Annotated in this window: 15 protein-coding genes; 8 read left to right on the forward strand and 7 right to left on the reverse strand. The window is 33.5% G+C overall.

Annotated features, from left to right (window positions below; translation table 11 throughout):
• On the reverse strand, positions 1-2,166 hold the full coding sequence (locus tag AC2DZ0_RS14710) for a S9 family peptidase (protein WP_484642678.1): 2,166 nt from the start codon (positions 2,164-2,166) through the stop codon (positions 1-3).
• A gap of 175 nt (positions 2,167-2,341) precedes the next feature.
• Here AC2DZ0_RS14710 and AC2DZ0_RS14715 point away from each other — a divergent pair, with 175 nt between their 5' ends.
• The 3 genes from AC2DZ0_RS14715 to AC2DZ0_RS14725 all read left to right on the forward strand — a co-directional run bounded on the left by AC2DZ0_RS14715 (position 2,342) and on the right by AC2DZ0_RS14725 (position 6,489).
• A complete protein-coding gene (locus tag AC2DZ0_RS14715) occupies positions 2,342-2,854 on the forward strand; it encodes a gamma carbonic anhydrase family protein (protein ID WP_484642679.1) in 513 nt (170 codons plus the stop codon).
• Positions 2,855-2,969: 115 nt separating this feature from the next.
• Positions 2,970-4,502: a glutamine-hydrolyzing GMP synthase gene (gene guaA, locus AC2DZ0_RS14720; protein ID WP_484490821.1), complete on the forward strand. Its 1,533-nt coding sequence runs from the start codon at positions 2,970-2,972 to the stop codon at positions 4,500-4,502.
• Positions 4,503-4,605: 103 nt separating this feature from the next.
• Complete coding sequence (locus AC2DZ0_RS14725; RefSeq protein ID WP_484642680.1) at positions 4,606-6,489, forward strand: PBP1 and LysM peptidoglycan-binding domain-containing protein; 1,884 nt, start codon at positions 4,606-4,608, stop codon at positions 6,487-6,489.
• Between the two features lie 3 nt (positions 6,490-6,492).
• On the opposite strand, the gene AC2DZ0_RS14730 is transcribed toward AC2DZ0_RS14725, so the two are convergent.
• The 6 genes from AC2DZ0_RS14730 to AC2DZ0_RS14755 all read right to left on the reverse strand — a co-directional run bounded on the left by AC2DZ0_RS14730 (position 6,493) and on the right by AC2DZ0_RS14755 (position 17,354).
• Positions 6,493-7,233 carry a tyrosine-protein phosphatase gene (locus AC2DZ0_RS14730; RefSeq protein WP_484490823.1) on the reverse strand — a complete coding sequence of 247 codons (741 nt, stop codon included), beginning with the start codon at positions 7,231-7,233 and terminating at the stop codon, positions 6,493-6,495.
• Between the two features lie 85 nt (positions 7,234-7,318).
• Positions 7,319-8,008, reverse strand: a complete 690-nt coding sequence (locus tag AC2DZ0_RS14735) for a hypothetical protein (protein WP_484642682.1) — start codon at positions 8,006-8,008, stop codon at positions 7,319-7,321.
• A 3-nt stretch (positions 8,009-8,011) separates the two neighbouring features.
• The gene (locus tag AC2DZ0_RS14740; RefSeq protein WP_484642683.1) at positions 8,012-11,305 is read right to left on the reverse strand and encodes an alpha-amylase family glycosyl hydrolase; all 3,294 of its coding nucleotides are present in this window, start codon (positions 11,303-11,305) and stop codon (positions 8,012-8,014) included.
• 165 nt (positions 11,306-11,470) lie between these two features.
• Entirely contained in the window at positions 11,471-12,766 is a 1,296-nt protein-coding gene (locus AC2DZ0_RS14745) for a SusE domain-containing protein (protein WP_484642685.1), read from the reverse strand.
• Between the two features lie 16 nt (positions 12,767-12,782).
• The gene (locus AC2DZ0_RS14750; RefSeq protein WP_484642686.1) at positions 12,783-14,396 is read right to left on the reverse strand and encodes a RagB/SusD family nutrient uptake outer membrane protein; all 1,614 of its coding nucleotides are present in this window, start codon (positions 14,394-14,396) and stop codon (positions 12,783-12,785) included.
• Positions 14,397-14,399: 3 nt separating this feature from the next.
• A complete protein-coding gene (locus AC2DZ0_RS14755; protein ID WP_484642688.1) occupies positions 14,400-17,354 on the reverse strand; it encodes a SusC/RagA family TonB-linked outer membrane protein in 2,955 nt (984 codons plus the stop codon).
• 388 nt (positions 17,355-17,742) lie between these two features.
• On the opposite strand from AC2DZ0_RS14755, the gene AC2DZ0_RS14760 reads away from it, so the two are divergent.
• The 5 genes from AC2DZ0_RS14760 (at position 17,743) to AC2DZ0_RS14780 (ending at position 25,444) form a co-directional block, all read left to right on the forward strand.
• Positions 17,743-18,759, forward strand: coding sequence for a LacI family DNA-binding transcriptional regulator (locus tag AC2DZ0_RS14760; RefSeq protein ID WP_484642690.1), 1,017 nt, complete (start codon positions 17,743-17,745; stop codon positions 18,757-18,759).
• A 318-nt stretch (positions 18,760-19,077) separates the two neighbouring features.
• Entirely contained in the window at positions 19,078-20,451 is a 1,374-nt protein-coding gene (locus AC2DZ0_RS14765) for an MFS transporter (RefSeq protein ID WP_484642691.1), read from the forward strand.
• A gap of 2 nt (positions 20,452-20,453) precedes the next feature.
• Entirely contained in the window at positions 20,454-21,107 is a 654-nt protein-coding gene (gene pgmB / locus AC2DZ0_RS14770) for a beta-phosphoglucomutase (protein ID WP_484642693.1), read from the forward strand.
• Positions 21,108-21,240: 133 nt separating this feature from the next.
• A complete protein-coding gene (locus tag AC2DZ0_RS14775) occupies positions 21,241-23,565 on the forward strand; it encodes a family 65 glycosyl hydrolase domain-containing protein (protein ID WP_484642695.1) in 2,325 nt (774 codons plus the stop codon).
• A gap of 13 nt (positions 23,566-23,578) precedes the next feature.
• Positions 23,579-25,444: a glycoside hydrolase family 13 protein gene (locus AC2DZ0_RS14780; protein ID WP_484642696.1), complete on the forward strand. Its 1,866-nt coding sequence runs from the start codon at positions 23,579-23,581 to the stop codon at positions 25,442-25,444.
• The last annotated feature ends 36 nt before the right edge of the window (positions 25,445-25,480 follow it).

A 25,480-nucleotide genomic window follows, 5' to 3' on the forward strand; every position in this document is an offset into this window, starting at 1 on the left:
TTAATTTTTTAAATGTTTTTCAAGGTATTTTGTCATTTTATTGAATAAATGTAACCTTGTGTTTTGTCCTTTATAGATCCCATGAGTTCTATCTGGATATATCGCTTGTTCAAAATTTTTATTAGCTTGTATTAAGGCATTTGTCATTTGATACGTGTTTTGTACGTGCACATTGTCATCGCCAGAACCATGAATAATTAAATAGTTTCCTTGAAGTTTATCCGCATGAAATAAAGGAGAGTTTAGATCATATCCATCAGGATTTTCTTCAGGAGTTTGCATGTATCGTTCTGTATAAATACTGTCATAAAATCTCCAAGAAGTTACTGGAGCTACGGCAATGGCTGTATTAAATACATCAGCACCTTTGAGAAGACAATTACTTGCCATAAATCCACCATAACTCCATCCCCAGATAGCAATAGAGTTTTCATCAATATAAGCGTAAGTGCCTAATTTTTTTGCAACTTCAATTTGGTCTATGGTTTCATGTTTTCCTAATTCTTTGTAAGTGACTTTTTTGAAAGCAGCACCTTTGTATCCCGTGCCTCGTCCGTCTACACAAGCCACAATAAACCCTTTTTGTGTTAACATATGGTACCAATAATCATTATAGCCATTCCAAGTGTTGGAAACACTTTGAGAACCAGGACCAGAATATTGCACCATTACCAAGGGGTAGCTTTTCTCAGGTGAAAAATCTTTAGGCTTAAGCATCCACATATTAAAGGTCCCATTGTTTGTACTAATCTCAGAAAATTCTTTTTTTGAAAGGTTGTATTGAGCTAGTTTTTTTGAAAGCTCTAGGTTGTTTGAAATTTCTTTAACAATCTTTTTTCCATTAAATAATGAATAGCTTAATGGTGTGTTTGCATCGGAGTGATTTATGATAGCATAATTTTTTGTGCTGCTAAAATCAGCATCAGAAGTTCCTGATTTTTGACTGATTAGTTTTTTGCTTTTTCCGTTTAAATTAATAGCGTAAATAGTTCGTTCCGTGCTACCATCCTCAACGGATTGGTAAAAAAGTTTTTTTTCTTTGGAGTCAACGCCATAAAACTTAGTAACCTCCCAGTTCCCTGTAGTGATTTGTTTTATGAGTTTTCCACTTGAGCTGTAATGGAATAAATGATTGTAACCTGTTTTTTCACTTTGCATGATAAAACTATTGTTTTTCAAAAAATGGATGTCTGAAATTTTATCGACATCGACATAACAAGTATCATGTTCCTCTAGAATCAATTTGACCGCGCTGTTGTTGCCGTTTACAGTAAACAGTTTTAATTTATTTTGATGTCTGTTTAAGGTGACTACTGCCACATTTTCACTATTGTTAGTCCATTTTAATAAAGGAATGTATTCATAAGAATCTAATTTTATTTCTTTGGAAGCGTTCGATAATAAATCAGCAACATGTAAAGTAACGGTAGCGTTTTTCTCTCCGGCTTTTGGGTATTTAAAAGCAAAGGATGTAGGGTATAAGTTATTGCCAAAAATATCCATAGAAAAAGTAGGAACTTCAGTTTCATTAAATTTTAAATAGGCAATTTTATTACTGTCAGAACTCCACTCATAAGCTTTTACAAAAGAAAATTCTTCTTCGTAAACCCAATCAGTGATTCCATTAATAATTTGATTTTTTTTACCATCGAATGTCACTTGATCGGTGGTGTTAGTTTCTAAGTTTTTTACGAAAATATTATTATTCTCAACGAAGGCTATTTTTTTACTGTCATTGGAAAAGGTAGGTTCTTGAATAGGAATATCCGAAACCTTGATGATTTTTTTAGAGGCAATCTCATAAATATAGAATATTGACTTTGAAGAGTGCCTGTAGATAGTTTCCGTATTAGTAGCTAATAAAATATGTGTTTCTGATGCATTAAAAGAATAAGCATCAAAATAGGCAATATTCTGAAGGTCTTTACTAGAAACAATGGTTTTAACTTTTTTTAGCGTAGCATAACTATATACATCAATATTGGTAGAGCGTGAGCTTCTATCGTAATTTAAAAGACTATAAAAGTCTCCGTTCATCGGACTATAGGATTGTAAGTAGTTTTGTCTAAATTCTCCAGACCAAATTTTTTCATTTGTAATTTGCTGTGATTGAGAGGTTAAAAGAAAAGATGAAAAGATGAAAATGAATCTTAAAAGATACTGCATTTGCTAAATATATTTTAACGCTCAATTTATGAAAAATTAAATGAATAATAATCTCTTAATGTTGAGAAATTCATGGGTTTCCATTAAAGAATCTGATGTTGTTTTTTTGGTACTATTGAAATATAAGTTATGTATCTTTGAATTGAGTGTTGGATCGAAGAATAAATTGAATTTTATGATAATTAAAGAAGTTAGAGGTTGTAAACCAACTTTTGGAGAAGATTGTTTTTTAGCAGAAAACTGTGTTATACTGGGAGAAGTTTCTATGGGAGACCAATGCAGTATTTGGTATAATGCTGTTGTTAGGGGAGATGTACATTTCATAAAAATGGGCAATAAAGTAAATATTCAAGATGGTGCTGTAATTCATGCAACTTTTGAAAAATCACCTACAACCATTGGGAATAATGTTTCTGTAGGTCACAATGCAATTGTTCATGGTTGTACAATTCATGATGATGTATTGGTAGGAATGGGGGCTATTGTAATGGATGATTGTATTGTTGAAAGTAATAGTATTATTGCTGCAGGTGCTGTTGTTGCAAAAGGAACACATATCAAATCAGGATCAGTCTATGCTGGTGTTCCTGCGAAAAAAATAAAGGATATCAGCGACGAATTGTTACAAGGAGAAATTCATAGAATCGCTGAGAATTATATTAAATACGCAGGTTGGTTCAAAGAATAATAAATCTTTGAACTTGTGAAATCTCGTTTGTATTGGTGTTTTTAAAAGCCTAAATAAAAGGAAAAATAATTTTTCAATCGTTCGGTCATTTATGAATTAAGTTTTATTTTTGCGCATGCAAAATAAAGTACTTATTCTAGATTTCGGATCTCAGGTTACGCAGCTTATAGCGCGTCGAGTGAGAGAGTTGAACATTTATTGTGAAATTCACCCATACAACAGTGAAAAATTTAATTTTTCAGATTATAAAGCCGTAATTTTATCGGGTTCTCCTCATTCAGTAAGAGGTGAAGATGCTCCTAAAATTGACTTGTCTGAGGTAAAAGGTAAAAAACCTTTACTTGGGATATGTTACGGTGCACAATATTTATCACATTTTTTTGGTGGAGAAGTTGGAGCTTCTAACACAAGAGAATATGGACGTGCAAACTTATCTTATTTAGATCATTCTAATCCGTTGTTTGACGGAATAAATGAAGGAAGTCAAGTTTGGATGAGTCATTCGGATACAATTTTACATTTACCAGAAAACTGTGAATGTATTGCAAGTACCGACGATGTTAAGAATGCTGCATACCATGTAAAAGGTGAAGATACTTATGCGATTCAATTTCACCCAGAAGTATATCACACTACAGATGGTTCTAAATTGTTAGAGAACTTTTTAGTGAAAATTGCTGAGGTAGCTCAAGAGTGGACTTCTGCAAATTTTGTTGAAACTACTGTCAAAGAAATTCAAGATAAAGTAGGAAACGATAAAGTTGTTTTAGGGTTGTCTGGAGGAGTAGATTCAACAGTAGCTGCAGTTTTATTGAACAAAGCAATAGGAGAAAATTTATATTGCATTTTTGTAAACAACGGATTATTACGTAAAAATGAATTCCAAACGGTATTGAAAAGATACGAAGGAATGGGATTAAACGTAAAAGGAGTTGATGCATCTGCAAGATTTTTAGAGGAATTAAAAGGGTTAGAAGATCCTGAAGAGAAACGTAAAGCTATTGGTAAAGCTTTTATAGATGTGTTTGACGAAGAGTCTCACTTGATAGAAGATGTGAAATGGTTAGCACAAGGAACTATTTATCCTGATGTAATCGAATCAGTATCTGCTGATGGTGGACCTTCAGCAACAATTAAATCTCATCATAATGTAGGTGGATTACCTGATTTTATGAAATTAAAAATTGTAGAGCCTTTGAGAATGATTTTCAAAGATGAGGTTCGTAGAGTTGGAAAATCTATGGGAATAGATCCTGAATTATTAGGAAGACATCCTTTCCCTGGTCCTGGACTTGGAATACGTATTTTAGGTGATATTACTGCTGAAAAAGTAGCCATGTTACAAGAGGTAGATCATATTTTTATCCAAGGTTTGAAAGACCATGGATTGTATGATTCAGTTTGGCAAGCAGGAGCCATTTTACTTCCAGTTCAGTCTGTTGGAGTAATGGGTGATGAGCGTACTTATGAAAAAGCAGTTGCTTTAAGAGCTGTTTCTTCAACGGATGCAATGACTGCTGACTGGGTTGATTTACCGTATAAATTCCTACAAGAGATTTCTAATAAAATCATCAATAATGTGAAAGGTGTGAACCGAGTAGTATATGATATTAGTTCTAAACCACCAGCAACTATTGAGTGGGAATAATACTTTAATTAAAAGTTATTTTTGAATATATTGTGATAGCCATTCTGAAGAAATTTGTAAATTGTTTCTTTAGAATGGTTATTCTATATAAAAGAGATTTTACATGAGAAAATTAGTATTGTTATTAAGCCTTAGCTTTTTTACATTTTTAGCGGCCTGTGGTCAGCAGAAGAAATATATTTCTTACAAGGTACAAAAAGGTGAAAGCGTAAAAGAAATAGCAAAAAAACATGATGTAAAGGCAAAATACATCATGAGGTTGAATCCGGGGTTGAAAAAGAAACCAGCTGCGGATACTGTAATTTTAATTCCAAACGTTAATTATAACGAAGAAGAAGAAAAAGCTAGAGTTGCTGCTGAAGTGGCTGCATCCGAAAATCATATAACACAACCCAAAGAGACTTTATACGGTATTTCTAAACAATACAATGTAAGCTTAGAAGCTTTGAAGGAGTTGAATCCGGATTTATCGATAGCGGGTTTAAAAATAGGAATGGTACTTAAAATTCCTAAAGAGAAAATGCTCACTCCGGAAGAATTAAAACAGAATGAATTAGATCATTGGGCTGAGCATTATGTTTTACATACAGTCATTAAAGACGATACACTTTATAGTTTAACACGTTTTTATAATGTTTCAGAGGAGGAGTTGTTGGAGTTAAACCCTTTGCTTTCTGAAGGTTTGAAATTAGGGTCTGTAATAAAGATTAAAGAAAAAGTTTCTGAGGAAAAATTAAAAGAGTTGGATGCTTTGGTTTTTAAAGATTCTATTGCAACTAAAGACACCATCAATGTTTCTATGTTGTTGCCCTTTAAATTCACAAAAAATGATACCTTATCAAAGGAGCAATTGTTTACAACCAAGAATAATTTGGTTTCTATTATTACCGATTTTTATTTAGGTGCTGATATCGCAATAGACTCAATAAAAAAACAAGGCGTTCATATAGATCTTAAAGTGTATGATTCTGAAAATAATAGAGATACGATAAGAAAAATAATTAAAAGTGAAGAGTTTAAAACTACTGATGTTTTGTTTGGGCCTGTTTTTAATCATCAGGTTAACTATGTGGCAGCTGAATTAAAAGATATTCCTGTTGTTTTTCCATTTTATTCTAGCAAACAAAAATCTTTTGTAAAAGATAATATTGTTAAAACAGTGACTAGTAGAGGTGTTTTAAAGGAAAAAGTATTATCCTATTTTACAGAAATATATACCAATGAAAAAATTCTGGTGGTTGGGGATGAAAAATTGACCTCAAGAAAAGAATTCAAACAAATTCAAAAGTTTTTAAAAGAAAACCACGATTCTATTAAAGAAGTCAATTTTTTACAGCCTGAAAATGGATATATTAGTAAAGATAGATTTGTAGAGAAGGTTGATACTTTAGGAGTTAACTGGGTTATTTTAACTACAAATAATAAAGTGGTTACTGCAGACGTAATTAATAATTTAAAATCTATACCTAATGATGCAGAGGTAAGATTATTTGCTTTTGAGAAGGCAGGTAATTTTGACAAAGTTGATAATAATATGCTTGCTACATTAGATTTTGTGTACGCTAGTTCTGGTGTTTTAGTAGATTCGTTGCCTGGTGTTTCTAGTTTCTATGCGCAATATTTGAAAAAGAATCAAGGATATCCAAGTGAATATGCATCAAAGGGGTTTGATGTGGTATATGACGTTTTGATGAGAATGGCTTCTAATGATTCTTTAAACCTGAGAAGTAGCTTTGATAAAGGAACTTCAAAACGGGTGCGTAGTACGTTTGATTATCATCAGAAAGCTTATGGTGAGCCTGCTTATAATACAGCCGTGTATCTTAGAAAATACAATAGAGATTTGTCTATAGAGTTGTTGCAATTAAAACCAAAGACAGTGGAAACTCCATCTGAAAAACAAGAAGATGTTCCTGAAGTAGAAACTGAAAGTATTGTTACAACTGATGAGAAAAAGAAACCAATAGAAACAATCGGTAAGGAGTAACTCTTATCGATTGAATTCTAAATTATTTTTTAAGATAGGTGCTAGAAGTTTAATATTCTTTTTAGTGCCTATTTTTTTTAAGGTATTCAAATGATTCATATTGTGAGTATCCGACCCAGCAAAATCAATCATTCCTTCTTTCAATAATCTTTCTGCTGCTTTTTGAACTGACTTTCCATAATGTCCGGTTAAAGAAAGTAAGTTCAATTGAAATCTACATCCGGCATCTTTCAATTTTTGATATAGTTCAAAATCTTGGTGGTAAAACATATAGCGCTCCGGGTGTGCCATAATGGGTTTGTATCCCGCTAGCTGTATGTCAAATAGCATTTCATAAAGATTCACAGGAGCTTGTAAAAAAGACATTTCTACTAACAATGAATCTTCTTTTAAAGTGAGTAGATCTCTTGCTTTCAGAAGTTCACAAAATTCTTCGTCTAGCATATATTCAGCAGCAGCATCGAATTTTATGTAAGACATGTCTCTTTTTTCTAATTCTTCTAAAACCAAGTCTAATTTATCTAGAATAGTGTCACTACTATTTTTCCATACACTACCTAAAACATGTGGTGTTGTGATAAAGTTTTGAATTCCGTAACTATCCATTGTAGAAATCATCTCTATTGTATTTTCCATAGATTTTGAACCATCATCAATACCAGGTAGCAGGTGAGAATGAATATCTACAAAGTCCATTGGAAAAACCTCAGTGATAGGGGTTTCTTTTTTGAATAAGTTTAGCACAATCCTTGGTTTAAAAAAATTAAGACCACAAATTTAGGAAATATTATGTGAATTCGTGCAGGAAACAACCTGTTTCATTTGAGGTTCAAAAGTTGCTGTAAAAACTCCATAATTGCCCGATTGTTTTTCCATTCTTAGAATCAATAGCTTCTACTTTCCAAGTGTAGTTAGATTTGTTCTCTAAGGAGATTTCAAAAAAGGTGTCACTGATACCTGTAGCGACCTGTTCAAGGACTTCCTCTTTTCCTACAAACACGTTGTAGGTCAATACATCATTATCAATATCCGCACAGTTCCACTGTAGGGTAACAGTGTTTGAAGTGATGTCAGATTTTGATGCCGGTGCCACTAATTCTGGCATAAAAGGTAGGTGGTTTTCAAGAGGAATGTTTTCTGTATAAAGATTCCAAGTAGTAGAGAACTCACTTTTATTTCCTTTTAAATCAACTGCCTGAACTCTCCAGTAATAAGCCGTTTCTTTTTCCAATGTTAAGTTTTTATGCGTCTCTTGCACTGTGCCACTTTTAACAATTGCATTGAATGAATTGTCAGTAGATACCTCATAATAATAACGGATGGCATCTCCTTCTAAATCGGTAGAATTGGACCATTCAAATGTTAAATCACTAGAAATGCAAAGCAAATTATTTGTAGGATTTAGTAAATCAGGGACGGTGGGTGCTTCGTTGGTATCAGTTGTTTCTACTACTTCTGAATTGTCAGAAGCACAAGAAATAATAAAAAGTATACTGATCAGTAATAAAATATTTTTCATGGTTTACTGTTTTAATATTTTAACGGTATTTGCAGATGCACCGTTTGTGCGAATAAAATAGATTCCGTTTTCAAGATGACTTAAATTGATACTTATGATTCCGTTTTCAATCAGCATTTCTTTTTGGTCAATGACTTTTCCAGTAGTATCCAAAATGGAAATTTCAATAGGACTTGTTATATTATTTTCAAAAGAGAGAATTAAATTGTTTTTTACCGGATTTGGATGTGCTGTGATGTTTGTTTGAAGGGTGATTAACTTTTCAAATTTTCCTTCGCAATTAGTATTTGTTTCAATAGAAATACTATCTCCTTTGTGAGTTTCAATATTGAAATTTTTATCCCTAGTTTCTTTTACTTTAATAGCGTTAACATAAACAGTGTACGGAGCAGTACCTTGTTTCATATCGATATTGGTTATGATGTTTTGACCATTAACGGTATTGCTTGTTTTAGCTAAAATGGTTGTTGCAGCATCGATGGTTAGTTCGTAGCATTGTTCAAAAGTTGGATCTTCTTCTGTATAAATGCAAAACTCATAGGTGTTTGGTGCTATGTCTTCAATATTGATTGAAGTTCTGAAATCATAAATTTGATCATTGAAATGCAATGAAAATTTAGAGTTTCTAATAGAGTTAATCGTAAGTGTACCGTTAGATGCTTCAGGACATGTTTCACTTGTAGATTTTACGCTGAAATTTGCTTTGTCAAGAACAAACAAGGCACAACCATTTTCATCTACGGTAGCTCCCTCAATTGTATTCGGACATAGATCCAGAATGTCATTTACTCCATCATTATCACTATCGTCGTTTTCAGTTCCTCCTCTTGGATCATAAATTTTTGTGGAGGTGTATATTTTGTATTCACCAGCTTCTAGGTTTATGGAGTTTTGTAGTTCAGTAACTTCCAAAACTTCTCCACTAAAATATTCATACCAAGTTCCTGTTTTGGTGAAATTTACTGCAATGGCACTGTCAATGATATCAAAGTTTCCTAAAATTATCACATCCATATTTGCTTCTCTAAGTACGATAGATTTTTCTAGTTTGGATGTGTTTAAAGTATAATCCTCAGTGTTGAAAACAGGGTATTTGTTTTTTAACGCAATCAGGGTACTCCAAGTATCATAAATATGTTTCCTATTTGGGTTGTTTAAGTATTCCCATAAAACAGGCTTTTTTCCAGTCCGTCCATTTTGATCGATGCTAATTTCATACCCTAATTCTCCAAATTGCCAAATCATTTTTGGGCCAGGAATGCTAAATAGAAATGCGCCTGCTAATTCTTGTCTCTCTAAAGCAGTATTTAAATTTTTAACAGAATAGTTTTCTTCTTCTTTTCCGTATTCCAGGTTTTTATACATCATACGTTCTTCATCATGACTTTCCATGTAACCTAATACGGATGGAGAACTCCAATCGCGTTTTTTATAAGAGATCCAATCTATATTTTCACCATATCCCATGGTGTTTTCAGTGTAACTATGGTTTAGGTTTCCCCAAAGTAAAATTCCATAATCAGCAAGTTCTTTTTCTTCTGAATTTTCAGCTAAATGTTCAAAAATCACATAAGGTTTGTCGTCAGGTGCAAAGTCCCATACATGATCGGTATATTCTTTTAATATTGCAATTCTTTCAGAATCATAATCGCTCGCCCAGTTGTTTTCCCCTTCGTAAATAGTGTTAGAGAATCCTTTTGTAAAGTCAAATCTAAAACCATCTATTTTGTATTCCTCCATCCAGTAATCTAATACATCTTTGAAAAAATCTTTCGTATAACTGCTAGTATGGTTAAAATCATAGCCCCAATGTGCGGAAGTATTATCTATAATATTATGATTTTCATTATACCACGGGTTGTCAGAAGCAGGTTTGTTAGTAGAACTATTCCAATACATTTGTAATAGTGGAGATTGGCTAAAGGAATGATTGAATACAACATCCGCTAATACTGCAATTCCTCTAGAGTGGCAGGCATCAACAAAATTCTTAAAGTCGTTTTTTGTACCATATGCTTTGTCTAGAGCCATGTAGAATGAAGGATTGTATCCCCAACTATCATTTCCTTCAAATTCATTTATAGGCATTAATTCTATTGCATTTACACCTAGTGACTCTAAATAATCTAAATGGAGTAGTGCTTCTGAGTAGCTGCTTTTTTCTGTGAAATCACGAATAAGTAATTCGTAAATAACCAATTCACTTTGTTCAGGTCTGTTAAAATTGTTACTGCTCCAATTGAAAGTGGGTTCATTAATTATAAACGTCGAAACATTTCCTGTGGTTAAATCTGTAGGGTAGGATTTTAAATTGGGGTAGGTGTCATTTGTAATGTAGGAATCGTCTATTGGTGTTAATATTTTTTCAGAATATGGATCTGCTATTTTAATTTCATAATCAATCAAATATTGATAGGCAAACTCAGTATTAGGGTCTAAATCAGAAACCGTAATCCAAAAATAATCCCCGTCATGATGCATTAAATAATTTTCATCTTTTGTCCAGTTGTTAAAGTCTCCAAGGAGAATTACATCAGTTTTATTGGGGGCTAAAAGTACAAATGTGACTTCATTGTTGTTAATAGTAATTCCGCTTTTTTCGTTGTTTGGACGTGGGATGTTTTGTGTTGTTGGTTTTACAAATACTGAGATACTCGTTTCTTTTGTCTCATTTTGATTACTAGCGATAGCTTTTATAGTGTGGCTCCCTGCAGTATCAAAAAGATATGACGTGCTTATGTTTGTTGCATTTGATTCTGTGGCAACTGATACGTCATCAACTAAAATTTGTAGTGCTGCGGTGGTAGTTGATTCCGCAGTAAGCGTTATGGTTTGATTCAAATCAGCATTGTGATTATCGTCAGGTTGTATAAAGACAATGGATAACCCCTCGTGAATAGTAATAAATTGATCATCACCATTTTTTAATTTTCCATCTTCAGATCTAATTACAATTGAGATTTCTGAAATTGTTTCACTTGATTCGACATCATAAAATGTGTGAGTATTTGGTGATATTTTTAATCGATAAAGATTTGAATTATTGATGTCTCTCGTAAATTCAGGTTGTGAATTGTTAACTCCCCATGTTCCAATTACTTTTTGCCATTTTACGCCATTTAATGTTACACCTGTATGGGCATAAACTTTCCCAGAATATTCTGCTAGTGGTGTGTTAGAAGCATCGAATACAATGGTTATTTCATTTTCAATAACGGGAATTGATGGTTCTGTTGTAATTTGACTAAAAATGAGTCTTGGAAATACTGCAATGAAAAGAATGAATAAATTTTTCATGAGAGTTGAACTTTAAAATAAAAGAAAATAGAAATAGATGTTTTGGCTCTGCGTAAAGAAATAAGTAAGAGTTGACATACAACTTAAAAAAATACACCTCTTGAAATTCAAGAGATGTATCGATTTTGACAGTTATCGTCTTATTAAATTAAGAATTCTTAAATATTATTGTTTAGTCACCATGTAGGTAGGCGAGCTAGGATTAGATAAATCTAAAGTCATGTTATAAGTTCCTGCTGTTACAGGGATGTTACTACCATCAGCTGTTCCGAAATCAGATCCCCATGTATCATTAGGTCTAAACTTTATTTCACCATCTGTAAGTACCATATCATTTAAGTACCAGATTCCCTCTTGCGCGTAATCTAAATTGAATTTAGTATCAGGTCCGTCCCAACCGTTTGGAGTAGCACTTCCTACAACTCCCCAAACATCGATTGGTTCAATAGAGTATTCAAGTGTATTTGTGTTTACAATAACAAGATAGTTACCGGCAGTTACTGAAATGTTATTATCACTATCAGTATCTAATATTCCATCTCCAGTCGCGTCTCCATAGGCTACTGTCCAGTTGTTGTTTTGTCTTAGTTTCCATTCACCATCAACTAATGTTACCAAGGCTTTCCATCTGTCAGTTGTTGAGTCGTATGTTAAAGGTGTATCAGGTCCGTCCCATCCATTTGGCGTTGCGCTACCAACAAGTCCCCAAGTAAATTCTTCAATAGAATATTTTAATGTAACCTCATTAAAGGTAACTTTATAAGTTCCAGCATCAACCGGTATGTTTGCTCCGTCATCTAAAGTGCCATCAAGGTCTCCATCTCCATAATTTACAGCCCAGTCATTGTCTTTTCTGATTTTTATTTCTCCAACTACAAAAGTTGGGTATGCTACATATTCATTTGCAACGTCTGTTTTGTAGAAAGGAACATCAGGACCATCCCATCCGTTTGGAGTCGCACTACCAACAATACCCCAAGGTGTTGTTAGATCTAGTTTATCCGCATAAGCAGTTAACTCTACAGTAAAAATATTTGAATCCGTGATCAAAGCACCGGTATTTGCCGTTACTTTAAACAAAATATTTGTTGGAGTTTCTGGTGTCACCTCTAATTCTAAGAGCGCTTTATTTAATTCTCCAACCAAAAATGTGTTTGATTCAGTTTTAGTTGAAGCAGCTGTAACAGCAGAACTGAAATCACCATTTTCAAAGTCAATTTGTATTTGATAACTTGCTTGTTCTGTAGGTACTCCATAATCAGGTTTGTTCCATGATATTGTTACTGCTTCTTCAGAAGCATCTTCTTTCAATAATACTACTGAATTGTCCGATGATGCAGCAGTAATTGTAGTGGCACCTGGCGTTGTATCAATAACGGTAAATAGCTCGTCACTAGCACATCCCCCCAGGATAATGGGTAGGGCAAGCCAGTATATATACTTATATAGTTTAGTTTTCATAATAAAATATGTTTTTTTAGTACTGTGGGTTTTGTGTTAAATTGGAATTAACCAAAATTACGTTCGCAGGAATTGGGTACAAATTTCTATGGCTTGAAACGGCAGTTCCGTTTGGAACATTCCCTTTGAATGGCCATAAATAATCTCCTGTTGTAAATCTGTCGTAGCGAATTAAATCTGTTCTTCTGAATCCTTCCCAATATAATTCTCTAGAGCGTTCATCTAGAATAAAATCAAGATCCAATTCCCCTTGAGTAATATTTTGTGAATTATCTCCGTATGCTCTACTTCTTAATTGATTGATGTAATCTAAGGCAATAGCATCATTTCCTCCGCCACCTCTCAATGTAGCTTCAGCGTAGTTCAAATATATTTCGGCCATTCTAATTAGAGGTTGATCGATGTCTGACATTTCTTTAGAACTGTCAGAAGCGGTATAATCTCCATTTGTATCGATATTTTTATGCTTTACAACCGCATAACCATCTTGAAATACAGATATATCTGAAATTTCATAGTTTTGACCAGTTGTGAAAAACATTCCACGACTATCTGTCCATGAAATCGGATGACCGCTTCCATCAAATGAAGCCCCACGGTCAAATTTTGAAACTAAACCGCTCGTTGTTCTATTACCAGCCCAGCCACCGCTACTTCCATAATCCGCAGCATTCATTTCATCTCCACCAATGTTAGCATGAATAAAAAATGTTGTTCCTCCGTAAGTTTGCGTTTGAATACCATCATATCTTATGACGAAAATGTTTTCGTTTTGAGCTCCATTTATATCATTATCAGATAAAAATAGATCTTGGTAATCTGTATGAAGGCTGTAAGAAGAATTTATTACTAATTCAGAATAGGTTACTGCTTCAGTAAAATGATCTTCACCAATCATAGATTGGGCATTGAGATATAAACGCGATAACAAGGCTTGACTAGCAACTTGATCTATCCGTCCATATTCATTTGCCTTTGCATTTGGGAGATCATTAATGATAGTAAGTAATTCAGATTCAATGAATTTAAAAACTTCTTTTCTAGTGTTTTGTTGAGGTAATTCTGTTTTGATTTCAGTTACAATTGGCACATTTCCAAATGCATCCATTAAATTGTAATAATGGTAAGCTCTTAAAAACCTAGCTTCAGCAATCATAGTTTTAACTTCAGGCTCGTCTCCAAGTGTTGATTGAGCATTTGAAATAAACGAATTACAGAAGGATACTGATTGTCCTAATCTATTGTAATAATCATTTACAAATCCATTCTCCGCCGTCCAGTTCATTGCATGGAACTCGGATAAATTACCGTCTCCCCAACCGTTAACTGCGTTATCTGTACACAGCTCTTGGTGTCCAAACATCAGTCTAGTATATTGAGAAGCTCCTTCATCGTCAACAGATAGATCTGGATCCCCGGATGGTCCTTGTTGTCCTGTTATTGCTATGGAATTGTACAATTTAGCCATAGCTCCTTTAGCAGATTCTACGTCTTTAAATACATCAATTTCTGTGATACTGTCCGGATCAATTGGGTTTTGGTCTAAGTCTCCCAGACAAGAACCTAAAGTTAATGCTCCGGTTAGCATTAATATTCCATATTTTATATTTTTAGTTATATTCATTTTCATATCTTAAAAATTTAAACTTAATCCTAAACTATATACTTGAGGTCTTGGGTAGAAATCGTTATCAATTCCACCAGAAATCTCAGGATCAATTCCTGTATAATCCGAAATAATTGCAATATTATTAGCTGCACCATAAATGCGCAGGTTCATATCATTCATCCAGCTTCTCGGAAATGTATATCCTAAGGTGATATTGTCGATTTTGTAAAATGACGAATTAGTTACATAATAATCACTTACCAATGTTTTAGGATTGTTTAATTGGAAGTTAGTGTCAAAATAGCTGGTACTTAAGTTGTTTAAGGTTTTTGGGTTTTGCGTCGCAAAGGCTGCATAACCTTTATCAGAAGCAACATTGTTATAAGTGTAGTTTCCTAAACTTAGCCTACTCACAAAAGCAAAATCCCATGATTTATAGGATAGATTCGTATTTAATCCGATCACAACATCAGCATAAGGGTCTTTGTAAAAATATCGATCATCTTCTGTTATCGCACCATCATTATTTCTGTCCACAAAAACTCCCTCAATAGGTTTGTTATTTTCATCATAAACTTGTTCATATACGTAAAATGAAAAAGGAGCATAACCTTCTTGGTGTCTTTGTACAAAGTTTCCAGTACCTCCTGAAATACCACCGACATTTTGAACAGTTGGCATTTTAGTTACTTCATTTTCATTGTATGTAATATTCGTGTTGATTGACCATTCTAGGTTGTCAGTTTTTACAGGAACAACGTTTAAGGCGAATTCGATACCACGGTTTCTCATATCACCTATGTTGGCAATGATTTCATTTCCAAAATTGGTAAAAGGATCAACTGTTGAACTCGCTATAAGGTCAGTTGTAGTTTTAGAATAGATATCTAAAGAACCATATAATCTTGAATTGTAAAGCCCATAATCAACACCAAAGTTAATAGTGTTACCAACTTCCCATTTTAAATTTTCATTGATCGGTTCTGGTCTGTATGTTGGGTAATATTGGTTTCCAAAGCCATAATTAGCACCATTTTGCGAACCTTGATATCTTGTAAGGAATTGATACGATGCTAATCCATTTACATTACCTACTTGTCCATATCCTAAACGAACTTTTAGGTTGTTTACAACCTCAGAATCTTTTAAGAATTCTTCGTTTGACATGTTCCAAGCAAGTGCGACGGATGGAAAAAATCCCCATCTGTCATCAGGGTTTAATTTGGAAGATCCATCAGCTCTAACGGTTGCTGTTACTAAATATTTATCTGAAAAAGAATAATTAAAACGACCAAAGAATGAAGCTAAAACATCTCTTCTTTTATCAATTATATGATTTTCTATATTGTTATTAGGGTCGATTTTTTTATCAACTGATTTTGTTTCGGTAAAGAAGTAGAAGCTTTGGTATGAATACCCTAACATTGCTCCTATTGTGTGATCTTCACTTAAATCCTTATTGTAGTTAAGATAGAAGTCTAAAAGTTGATTTACATTTTCGTTATCGTAAGTTGATTCATATCCATTATAATCCTCTCTAGCATCTGGCATTTGATTTGAGATAAATACATTTCCTTTACCACTAGAGTGGTCATAACCAACATTAAGGGTCGCTACAAGTTCACTGAAGTTTTTAAACTGATAATCAACTTTGGCATTGGATATAAATCTATTAGCATTTGAAGAGTCATCTTTTAAGTTTAACAAAGCCAGTGGGTTTGTAACCGCTAGATTTGCTCTTGTTGAGTTAGGATTAGTAACATCTTCTCTCCAGTATGAGTATCCTCCGTAAGGGGATGTTGGATCATAGACTGCTTGAGTAGGATCGTATTGAACGGCTGCACCGATTGCATCAGTATTAGCGAATTGATTTTTAATAAATGACCCATTTAAGTTGATGTCAAATTTTAGACGATTTTCCAAAAAAGATGGGTTTAAATTCAATTTTGCAGTTGTTCTATTGAATTCATCTGTTTTTAAAATCCCTTCTGTATTAGTATATCCTACAGAGATTCTCCAAGGAACTGATTTTGTAGAACCAGATACACTCACACTGTTATCTGAGTTTATTGCATTTTGATAAATCAAAGATTGCCAATGATTCGAGCTATTTCCCAATAAACTTGAATATTCAGTACCTTTTTCAGTGTCCACGCCATTAATTAAAGCTCGGTATTGGTCAGCATTCATGACATCTACATAATTGTTTACTGTTGAAACACCAGTAACTGAGTTTATGCTCACTTTGATATCTTGACCTGATCTTCCTTTTTTTGTTGTTATAAGAATAACCCCATTAGCGGCTCTAGAACCATATATAGCTGTTGATGATGCATCTTTTAAAACAGTCATTGTAGCAATATCATTAGGATTGATATTGTTTAAAGCATTTCTTGAGCCTCCAACATTATCATCGCTCAAGGGTACTCCATCTACAACGATAAGGGGGTTTGCAGTAATATTTAGTGACCCTGTTCCTCTAATTCGAATTGTATTACCTGATCCTGGTGCTCCACTTCCTGGAGTAATATTTACACCTGCCACTTTACCTTGAATTAATTGTGCTGCATTGGCTGTTGGACCATCATTAAAGGTTTTTTCAGTCATTAACTCAACTGACCCGGTTAAATCTTTTTTGCGTGCAGTACCGTAACCAACTACAACTACTTCATCCAAAGCTTGTGCGTCGTCTTCTAATGATATGTTTAAATTTTGATTTGGTAAAGCAGCTTGCTCTACGGTTTTAAATCCTACGTAAGAGAAAACAAGAACAACATCGTCGTTGTTAGAATTTATTTCAAAATTTCCATCAAAATCAGTTGAGGTACCTGTTGAGGTTCCCTTTATGATTACGCTTACTCCAGGAAGTCCTTCTCCTGAGGCTTGCTCTACTACCTTACCTTTGAATACATTTTGAGCAAATGCACCAAAACTCATCAGGCAGAGAATTCCAATTGATAATAAATGTTTTTTATTCATACAGATTGATTCTTTAATTAACGTTTAATTTGGTTTGGATTTTAACAATACTTTCACTCTTCACACTTCGAAACTATAATTAAATGGTTGTAATAAAAAAATCAAAAAGGCACGAAAACGTTTTCGTGTTGATAACTTTTGTTACTCTAACGTTGTAGTGAATTTTATTTTAAATTATGCTTTTATTAAAATTAGGTTATTTTTTTGTTAAAAACTCAAAATATCTAGTTTATGATTGTGTTGTAAATAAATATTAATGATTGGTTCAAAATTTAAAATATCATGTATGCCAAGATGATAGATGAGGACCGCATAATCGGTCCATTTAGATTTAAATAACTTATTTTTGTTTTAAAGAATTAGAACCCATTAAACTACTGGAATCTAAATGAAGCCAAAAATTACTCTTAAAGCCATTGCCAAAGAATTTGGCGTTTCTATCTCAACAGTTTCAAAATCCTTGAAAAACAGTAATGAAATTAGTTTAGAAATGCGGGAACGTATTCAAGCTTTTGCTAATTATTATAATTACAGGCCCAATAGTTTTGCTTTAAAGTTGAGGAATCAAAAAACTTTGGTGTTAGGTGTTGTGATTCCAGAAATCACACATCATTTCTTTTCAAAGGTGATTAGTGGTGTTGAGCAAGCCGCAAACCAACGTGGTTATAATGTAATGGTATGTCTGTCTAATGAATCCCATCAGAAAGAGGTGATGAATTTAGCGATGATGGCAAATGGAAGTGTAGATGGTTTGTTAGTGTCTATTGCAAATGAAACACAAAGTAAAGGTGATTTTAAACATTTTCAAGAATTGATAGAAGAAGATATTCCTTTCGTTTTATTTGATAGGGTAGAAGAATCTATAGCTTGTGATAAGGTTGTGATAGACGACACTAAGGGGGGATATAGTGCTACAAAACACCTGATTGATTCTGGGGCAAAACGCGTCGCTATGTTGACAACACCTGACTATGTTGATGTAGGTTTTAAAAGAAAACTTGGATACGAAAAAGCTATAGTGGAAGCTGGCATAGAGGTTGATGAATCTTTGGTTCTACGAGTTGATAAAGACAGGGATATTGATGAGCAAATCAATGCTTTAATTGCTAGAGAGGATTATCCGGATGCCATTTTCGCAGTGAATGAAATCTATGCAGCGATTGCGATCAAAGCAATTCAGAAAAGGGGATTGAATGTTCCACAAGATATTTCTGTAATAGGATTTACGGATGGTTTGATTTCGCAATACGCATCTCCTTCTATAACAACTATGGAGCAACATGGTTTTTCGATGGGAATGCAAGCTGCAAATATGTTAGTTGATAGATTGGAGACAGATGTGCATGCTCCTTTTTCTACAAAAGTTGTTCCAACAACCTTGAAAGTTAGAGAGTCAACAAAATAATTTTATATTTTTTAGAAATACATTTTTCCCGCTTAGAATATAGGTTTTTTGAGAGTTTTAGAAGCCTTAAAATGTTGGTTTTTAAAGTTTTCTTGAATGATAATTTGTTTTTTAAGAAATTTATATTTTATCTTTGTACTTGAACATAGCGTTCATTTTTATCAATATTTCACTCTTCACACATTAAAATATAGATAAAGACGCTACTGTCCTTACTATATTTATATCGCAAAATTTTAAAGTAATTCGAAATCAAATTGATTTGATTTTAGAGTACTTTTTGTTGATAACATTCAATTAATGTTAAATATAGATAAGATGAAGAAAAAAATTCTAAGTTTTTGGGAAATCTGGAACATGAGTTTCGGGTTTTTAGGAATCCAATTCGGATTTGCTCTACAAGGAGGTTTTATGTCAAGAATATTTCAGACGTTAGGTGCTGATGAACATGACATTCCTTTATTGTGGATAGCTGCCCCATTGACAGGTTTGTTGGTACAACCCATTATCGGTTATTTAAGTGATAGAACTTGGCATCCTCGTTTAGGACGTCGTAGACCTTATTTTTTAATAGGAGCTGTTTTAAGTTCAATCGCTTTGTTTTTAGTACCTCATTCTCCTACTTTGTGGATTGCTGCAGGTTTTCTTTGGATTTTAGATGCATCTATAAATATTAGTATGGAGCCTTTTAGGGCTTTAGTGGCTGATAAATTAGATGATTCTCAAAGATCTTATGGGTTTGTGGTGCAAACGCTTATTATTGGTATCGGAACTTGGGTGGCAAGTAATTTACCTTGGTTTATTACCTATTTAGGAGTAAGTAATGAAGCTGCACCAGGAATGTTGCCAATGTCTGTGAAGATAGCTTTCGGAATTGGAGCCTTTGTTTTTATCACTAGTATCTTGTTTACAATTTTTACGACTTCAGAATATCCGCCAGAAGATATGGAGGCTTTTGAAGAAGAGAAGAAGAAGAAAGGAACCTTTATTTCTGATATCAAAGAAAATATTGGAAGTATGCCCTCTACCATGCGTAAGTTAGGATTAGTTCAATTTTTTAGTTGGTTTGCTTTTTTCACTATGTGGAGTTTGGCGACACCTGCTTTAACAGAATTTGTTTTTGATGCTCCTGCTCCGGTTGAAGCTAGGTACAATATGGAAGTTGAATCTGAAGCGGCTGCTTATTTAAAAGCGAGTGGTAGTTACCAAAACGCTGCAGATTTAGTTGGGTCTTACATGGGAATTTATGGATTGTCCTCTATGGGATTTGCTCTTTTAATGGTACTCTATACCGCTAAAAAACGTATTAACAGAAAGTTAGTACATATGACCTCTCTAATATTAGGTGGAGTTGGATTTTTATCGATGTACCTAATTCCTTCTCCATCGTGGTTGATTTTATCTTTTACATTAATCGGAATTGCTTGGGGTAGTATTTTATCAATGCCTTACGCAATGTTATCTAGTTCTGTTGATCCTAAGAAAATGGGAGTAATCATGGGGATCTTTAATATGTTTATCGTATTGCCTCAAATTACTGCTGCTTTGGGTGGGGTTAATTTTGCATATAAATTAATAGGAGACGAGTCTATTTATGCAATGGTTGTTGCAGGTATTAGTCTTATTGTAGCTGGTCTTTGTAATTTACTAATTACAGATAAGAATGCAATTTCTTATCAATTACCAGAATAAGTATGGAAGGAAAAGGATTTATTTTCGATTTGGATGGAGTTATTGTAGATACTGCAAAATACCATTATTTGGCTTGGAAAGAGCTAGCGGATCAGTTAGGGATTAATTTTACAGAAGAGCACAATGAACTATTGAAAGGAGTTAGTAGGGGGAAATCTCTTGAAATACTTCTAGGAGTGGGTGGTGTCACTCTTTCTGATGCCGAAAAGGCTAAATACATGGAGGAAAAAAATACTCGATATCTTGAGTATGTTGCCAAAATGGATGAAAGTGAAATACTACCTGGTATTAAAGAATTACTATCATTTTTAAAAGAAAACAATATTCCGTTTTCATTAGGATCTGCTAGTAAAAATGCAAGAGTAATCTTGGAAGGGGTTAATTTGTTGGATGCCTTTACAGCAATAGTGGATGGGAATGATGTTTCCAAAGCAAAACCAGATCCAGAGGTGTTTTTAATTGCTGCTCAAAAATTGAATTTAAAACCCAATAATTGCATCGTAATAGAAGATGCAGCGGCAGGGATTGAGGCGGCTAAAAGAGCAGCAATGAAAAGTGTTGGGATTGGAGATAAGGATATGTTAGGAGCAGCGGATGTATTGTTAGATAGTACATCAAAACTTACAGTTGCATTAGCAAAGGAATTATTGAATTAAACAAATCAGTTTTATATAAATAAGATTTCAACCTAAAGAAACAGAGATCTTATATAAATAAATGTGAAATATCACATTTAGAGGTTAAACTTTGCCTTTACTAAACCGTAAAAGGCAGTAAAAAAATCTAGAAATGAATCAAAATTATATCATAGAAAACGAATGGTCAATCCTTGAGGAAGGTTTTGATCCTAAGAATGTTACTGCTTCAGAAAGTATCTTTAGTATAGGGAATGGAGTAATGGGGCAAAGAGCCAATTTTGAAGAAAAATATTCAGGAGAAACTTTTCAAGGAAGTTATATTGGCGGAGTTTATTATCCAGATAAAACAAGAGTTGGGTGGTGGAAAAACGGTTACCCTGAGTATTTTGCAAAAGTATTAAATGCTCCCAACTGGATTGGAATAAATGTTTCGATTAATGGAGTGGAATTAGATTTGAATACCGCTAAAGTTTCAAACTTTAAGCGAGAGCTTCATATGAAAGAAGGTTGGTTGCAACGATCTTTTCAGGCGGAGTTATCAAATGGAAATGTGATTGAAGTAAACTCTCTCCGTTTTTTAAGTATGACAAGTTCTGAAATAGGAGCCATTCGATACAGCGTTACTCCTTTAAATTTTTCTGGTGAGATTGCTTATACGCCTTATTTAGATGGTGGTATTAGTAATGAAGATACAAACTACGATGAGTTGTTTTGGGAGGTTTTGAATATTCAACAAGAGGGAAATTATGCCTCTATTTTATCCAAAACTTTAAAAACAGAATATCATGTTAGTACTGGAATGCAAATTGGATTGCGTCTCGGAACAAACAAATTGGAACTGACACCTGAAGTGTTGAGGGAAGAAAAAAGAATTTCATTGACATATACGAAACATGTTTCTGTAAATGAAACTTTTACCATATACAAATATGGTGGATATGTCCATTCTATGAATTATTCTATTGAAGAATTAAATACTAAATCAAAAAAAGGAATTGAGAATGCTTCAGCTAAAGGTTTTGATAAACTTTTTGATGAGCAACTAGCATATTGGGCAAAGGCATGGGAGACTGCGGATATTGTTATTGAGGGAGATGTGAAAGCACAACAAGCTATTCGTTTCAATATATTTCAATTGAGCCAAACTTATACGGGTGAAGATTCTAGATTGAACATTGGTCCTAAGGGTTTTACCGGTGAGAAATATGGAGGAAGTACTTATTGGGATACCGAAGCGTATTGTATACCATTTTACATGAGAACTAAAGATCCTGTTGTTGCACGAAACCTTTTAGTATATCGTCATAATCAGTTAGGTAAAGCTATTGAGAATGCTGAGAAATTAGGGTTTACTAATGGGGCAGCTTTGTATCCTATGGTAACTATGAATGGAGAAGAATGCCATAATGAATGGGAGATTACATTTGAAGAAATTCATAGAAATGGAGCCATGATTTATGCGATAAATAACTATGTTAATTATACAGGAGATTATAGTTATATTCCAGAATTAGGGATGGAAGTAATGATTGGTGTTGCACGTTTTTGGCACCAAAGAGCTACTTTTTCTCAAGATAAAGATCAGTATGTTATTTTGGGAGTTACAGGGCCAAATGAATATGAAAATAATATCAATAATAATTTTTACACTAATTATTTAGCAAAATGGTGTATTGAATATGCTGTTGAGAATCTAAAGAAAATAGAAAAGGAATACAGTCAGGATTATTCAAGAATAATGGAGCTGACAAACCTTACTATGGAAGAAATTGAAGCTTGGTTAAAAGTATCCAGTAATATGTATTTCCCTTATAGTGATAAACATGAGGTGTTTTTACAACAAGATGGTTTCCTGGATAAGGAGTTGATTCCTATTTCTGAGTTGTCTAAAGAAAATAGACCCATCAATCAGAAATGGTCTTGGGATAGAATTTTAAGATCTTGTTATATCAAGCAGGCTGATGTTTTACAAGGATTCTATATGTTTGAAAATCAGTTTGACAGAAAGGAAATAGAGAAACATTTTGATTTCTATGAGCCTTTAACAGTTCACGAGTCATCATTGTCTCCTTGTATTCATTCAATTTTAGCAGCCTCTATCGATAGAATGCCGAAAGCCTATGAGCAATACCTTAGAACTTCTCGTTTGGATTTAGATGATTACAATCATGAAGTTCATGAAGGTTTGCATATCACCTCTATGGCCGGTACTTGGATGGCGATTGTTGAAGGTTTTGGTGGGATGCGTGTTTGGAATGACGAAAGATTGACATTTAATCCGCAAATCCCAAAAGAGTGGAAATCTTATTCATTTAAGATCAACTTTAGAGGAGCGACCCTAAAAGTGGAAAAAACTCAGAGTGATTGTAAGTTTATAAATGAGTCTGATAAAGATGTAACTGTTTATATCGAAAATAATGAGTTTTTAGTTCCTGCTAACGAAAATGTAATTGTTGTTGGAGAGATAATATCATAATAAAATAATAATAATGAATAAACCATTCATTTTAATAACATTGTTAATTTCAATTGTTATGCAGTCACAAATCATTGAAAGAGTAGAACCAGCCAATTGGTGGGTAGGTATGGAGTATAATGAGGTACAGGTAATGGTTTATGGTAAAGGAGTTGCTAATTATATTCCTGTTATAAAAGATAAGTTAGTTAGATTGGTAAGTGTGGAAAAGTCTGAAAATAAGAACTATTTGTTTTTAAATTTAGACTTTTCACAATCTATTCCAACAACCTTTGAAATCAAATTCAAAAAGAAAGGAGTTCTAAATGATCTTAGTATAGATTATGAATTAAAAAAGAGGACTGAAAATTCTAGATTAAGAATGGGGTTTGATAGTTCAGATGTTTTGTATTTAATAACTCCGGATCGATTTGCTAATGGAAACAGTGCTAATAATATAGTTTCTGGATTAAAGGAGAAAAAAATTGACAGAAAAGATAATTATGCTAGGCATGGTGGTGATATACAAGGGATAATTGAGCATCTAGATTATATAGAAAATATGGGGTTTACGGCTGTGTGGCCGAGCCCATTATTAACGAATAATATGCATAAGCAATCGTACCACGGCTATGCAATGACAGATTTTTACGAAGTTGACCCAAGATTTGGTGATATGGAAACCTACAAATTGCTGTCCGAGAAAATGCAAGAGAAGGGGATGAAGTTAATTATGGATCAAGTACTGAACCATTGTGGTTTGGAACATTGGTGGATGAAAGATCTTCCTTTCAAAGATTGGGTAAATTATCAAGAGGTATTTGAGCAAGGAAAGGAATTACCTTACTCTAATCATAAACGAACAACAAATCAGGATTTATATGCTTCTGAAAAAGACGCAGAATTAATGACGGATGGTTGGTTTACACAAGAGATGCCTGATTTAAATCAAAAAAATCCATTTTTAGCAAAATACTTAATTCAAAATAGTATTTGGTGGATAGAGTATATGAATTTAGGAGGAATTCGTCAAGATACTTATCCATATCCAGATAAAGAGTTTATGTCTGATTGGGCAGGAACGATAATGAAAGAATATCCGAATTTTAGTATTGTAGGAGAGGAGTGGAGTTACAATCCTCTTTTGGTAGGCTACTGGCAAACAGGAGCTAATAATAGAGATGGATATGAGTCAAATTTGACTTCTACTATGGATTTTCCGATGCAAAGAAAAATCATTCAAGGTTTAAATGAAAAGGAGACTTGGGAAACTGGTTTGATAAAAATTTATGAAGGTTTGGCTAATGATTTTCATTACGCTACTCCAAAAGATATTATGATATTTTCTGATAATCATGATATGAGTCGTGTGTTTACTCAATTGAACGGAAATGTAATCCATACAAAAATGGCACTAGGTTATATTTTATGTATACCACGAATTCCTCAGATCTATTATGGAACAGAAATTTTAATGAATGATTTTGACAAACCTGGAGACCATGGTTTGGTAAGAACTGATTTTCCTGGAGGATGGAAAGGAGATAAAAAAAATGCTTTTACAGGGGAGGGGTTGACCGCTGAAGAAAAAGAGATGCAAATATTTCTAAAAACCTTATTGAATTATAGAAAGGAAAGTGAAGCAATTCATAAAGGAAAAACAATTCATTTTGCCCCAGAGGAAGGAGTTTATGTTTTGTTTAGAAAAACAGAGAATGAAATAGTAGCAATTATCTTAAATAAAAACACAAAAAGTATAACCCTAGATTTAAATCGGTTTTCTGAAATTGGATTGGAGGGTAAACGCATGAAAAATATCCTATCTAAGAACGAGTTTGTATGGGATAAAGAATTAAATTTAAGTTCAGAAGGGGTTTATATTATCACCACTAAATTGTAATTTTTTGAGAAAATTAATTGTTTTTTTTGTTGTTAG

The sequence above is a fragment of the Flavicella sp. IMCC45668 genome (assembly GCF_057219105.1).

Excerpts from the sequence above, each read along its gene's own strand:
- AC2DZ0_RS14710 (WP_484642678.1), bottom strand. The coding sequence starts at position 2,166 with ATGCAGTATCTTTTAAGATTCATTTTCATCTTTTCATCTTTTCTTTTA.
- AC2DZ0_RS14715 (WP_484642679.1), top strand. The coding sequence starts at position 2,342 with ATGATAATTAAAGAAGTTAGAGGTTGTAAACCAACTTTTGGAGAAGAT.
- guaA (WP_484490821.1), top strand. The coding sequence starts at position 2,970 with ATGCAAAATAAAGTACTTATTCTAGATTTCGGATCTCAGGTTACGCAG.
- AC2DZ0_RS14725 (WP_484642680.1), top strand. The coding sequence starts at position 4,606 with ATGAGAAAATTAGTATTGTTATTAAGCCTTAGCTTTTTTACATTTTTA.
- AC2DZ0_RS14735 (WP_484642682.1), bottom strand. The coding sequence starts at position 8,008 with ATGAAAAATATTTTATTACTGATCAGTATACTTTTTATTATTTCTTGT.
- AC2DZ0_RS14740 (WP_484642683.1), bottom strand. The coding sequence starts at position 11,305 with ATGAAAAATTTATTCATTCTTTTCATTGCAGTATTTCCAAGACTCATT.
- AC2DZ0_RS14745 (WP_484642685.1), bottom strand. The coding sequence starts at position 12,766 with ATGAAAACTAAACTATATAAGTATATATACTGGCTTGCCCTACCCATT.
- AC2DZ0_RS14750 (WP_484642686.1), bottom strand. The coding sequence starts at position 14,396 with ATGAAAATGAATATAACTAAAAATATAAAATATGGAATATTAATGCTA.
- AC2DZ0_RS14755 (WP_484642688.1), bottom strand. The coding sequence starts at position 17,354 with ATGAATAAAAAACATTTATTATCAATTGGAATTCTCTGCCTGATGAGT.
- AC2DZ0_RS14760 (WP_484642690.1), top strand. The coding sequence starts at position 17,743 with ATGAAGCCAAAAATTACTCTTAAAGCCATTGCCAAAGAATTTGGCGTT.
- AC2DZ0_RS14765 (WP_484642691.1), top strand. The coding sequence starts at position 19,078 with ATGAAGAAAAAAATTCTAAGTTTTTGGGAAATCTGGAACATGAGTTTC.
- pgmB (WP_484642693.1), top strand. The coding sequence starts at position 20,454 with ATGGAAGGAAAAGGATTTATTTTCGATTTGGATGGAGTTATTGTAGAT.
- AC2DZ0_RS14775 (WP_484642695.1), top strand. The coding sequence starts at position 21,241 with ATGAATCAAAATTATATCATAGAAAACGAATGGTCAATCCTTGAGGAA.
- AC2DZ0_RS14780 (WP_484642696.1), top strand. The coding sequence starts at position 23,579 with ATGAATAAACCATTCATTTTAATAACATTGTTAATTTCAATTGTTATG.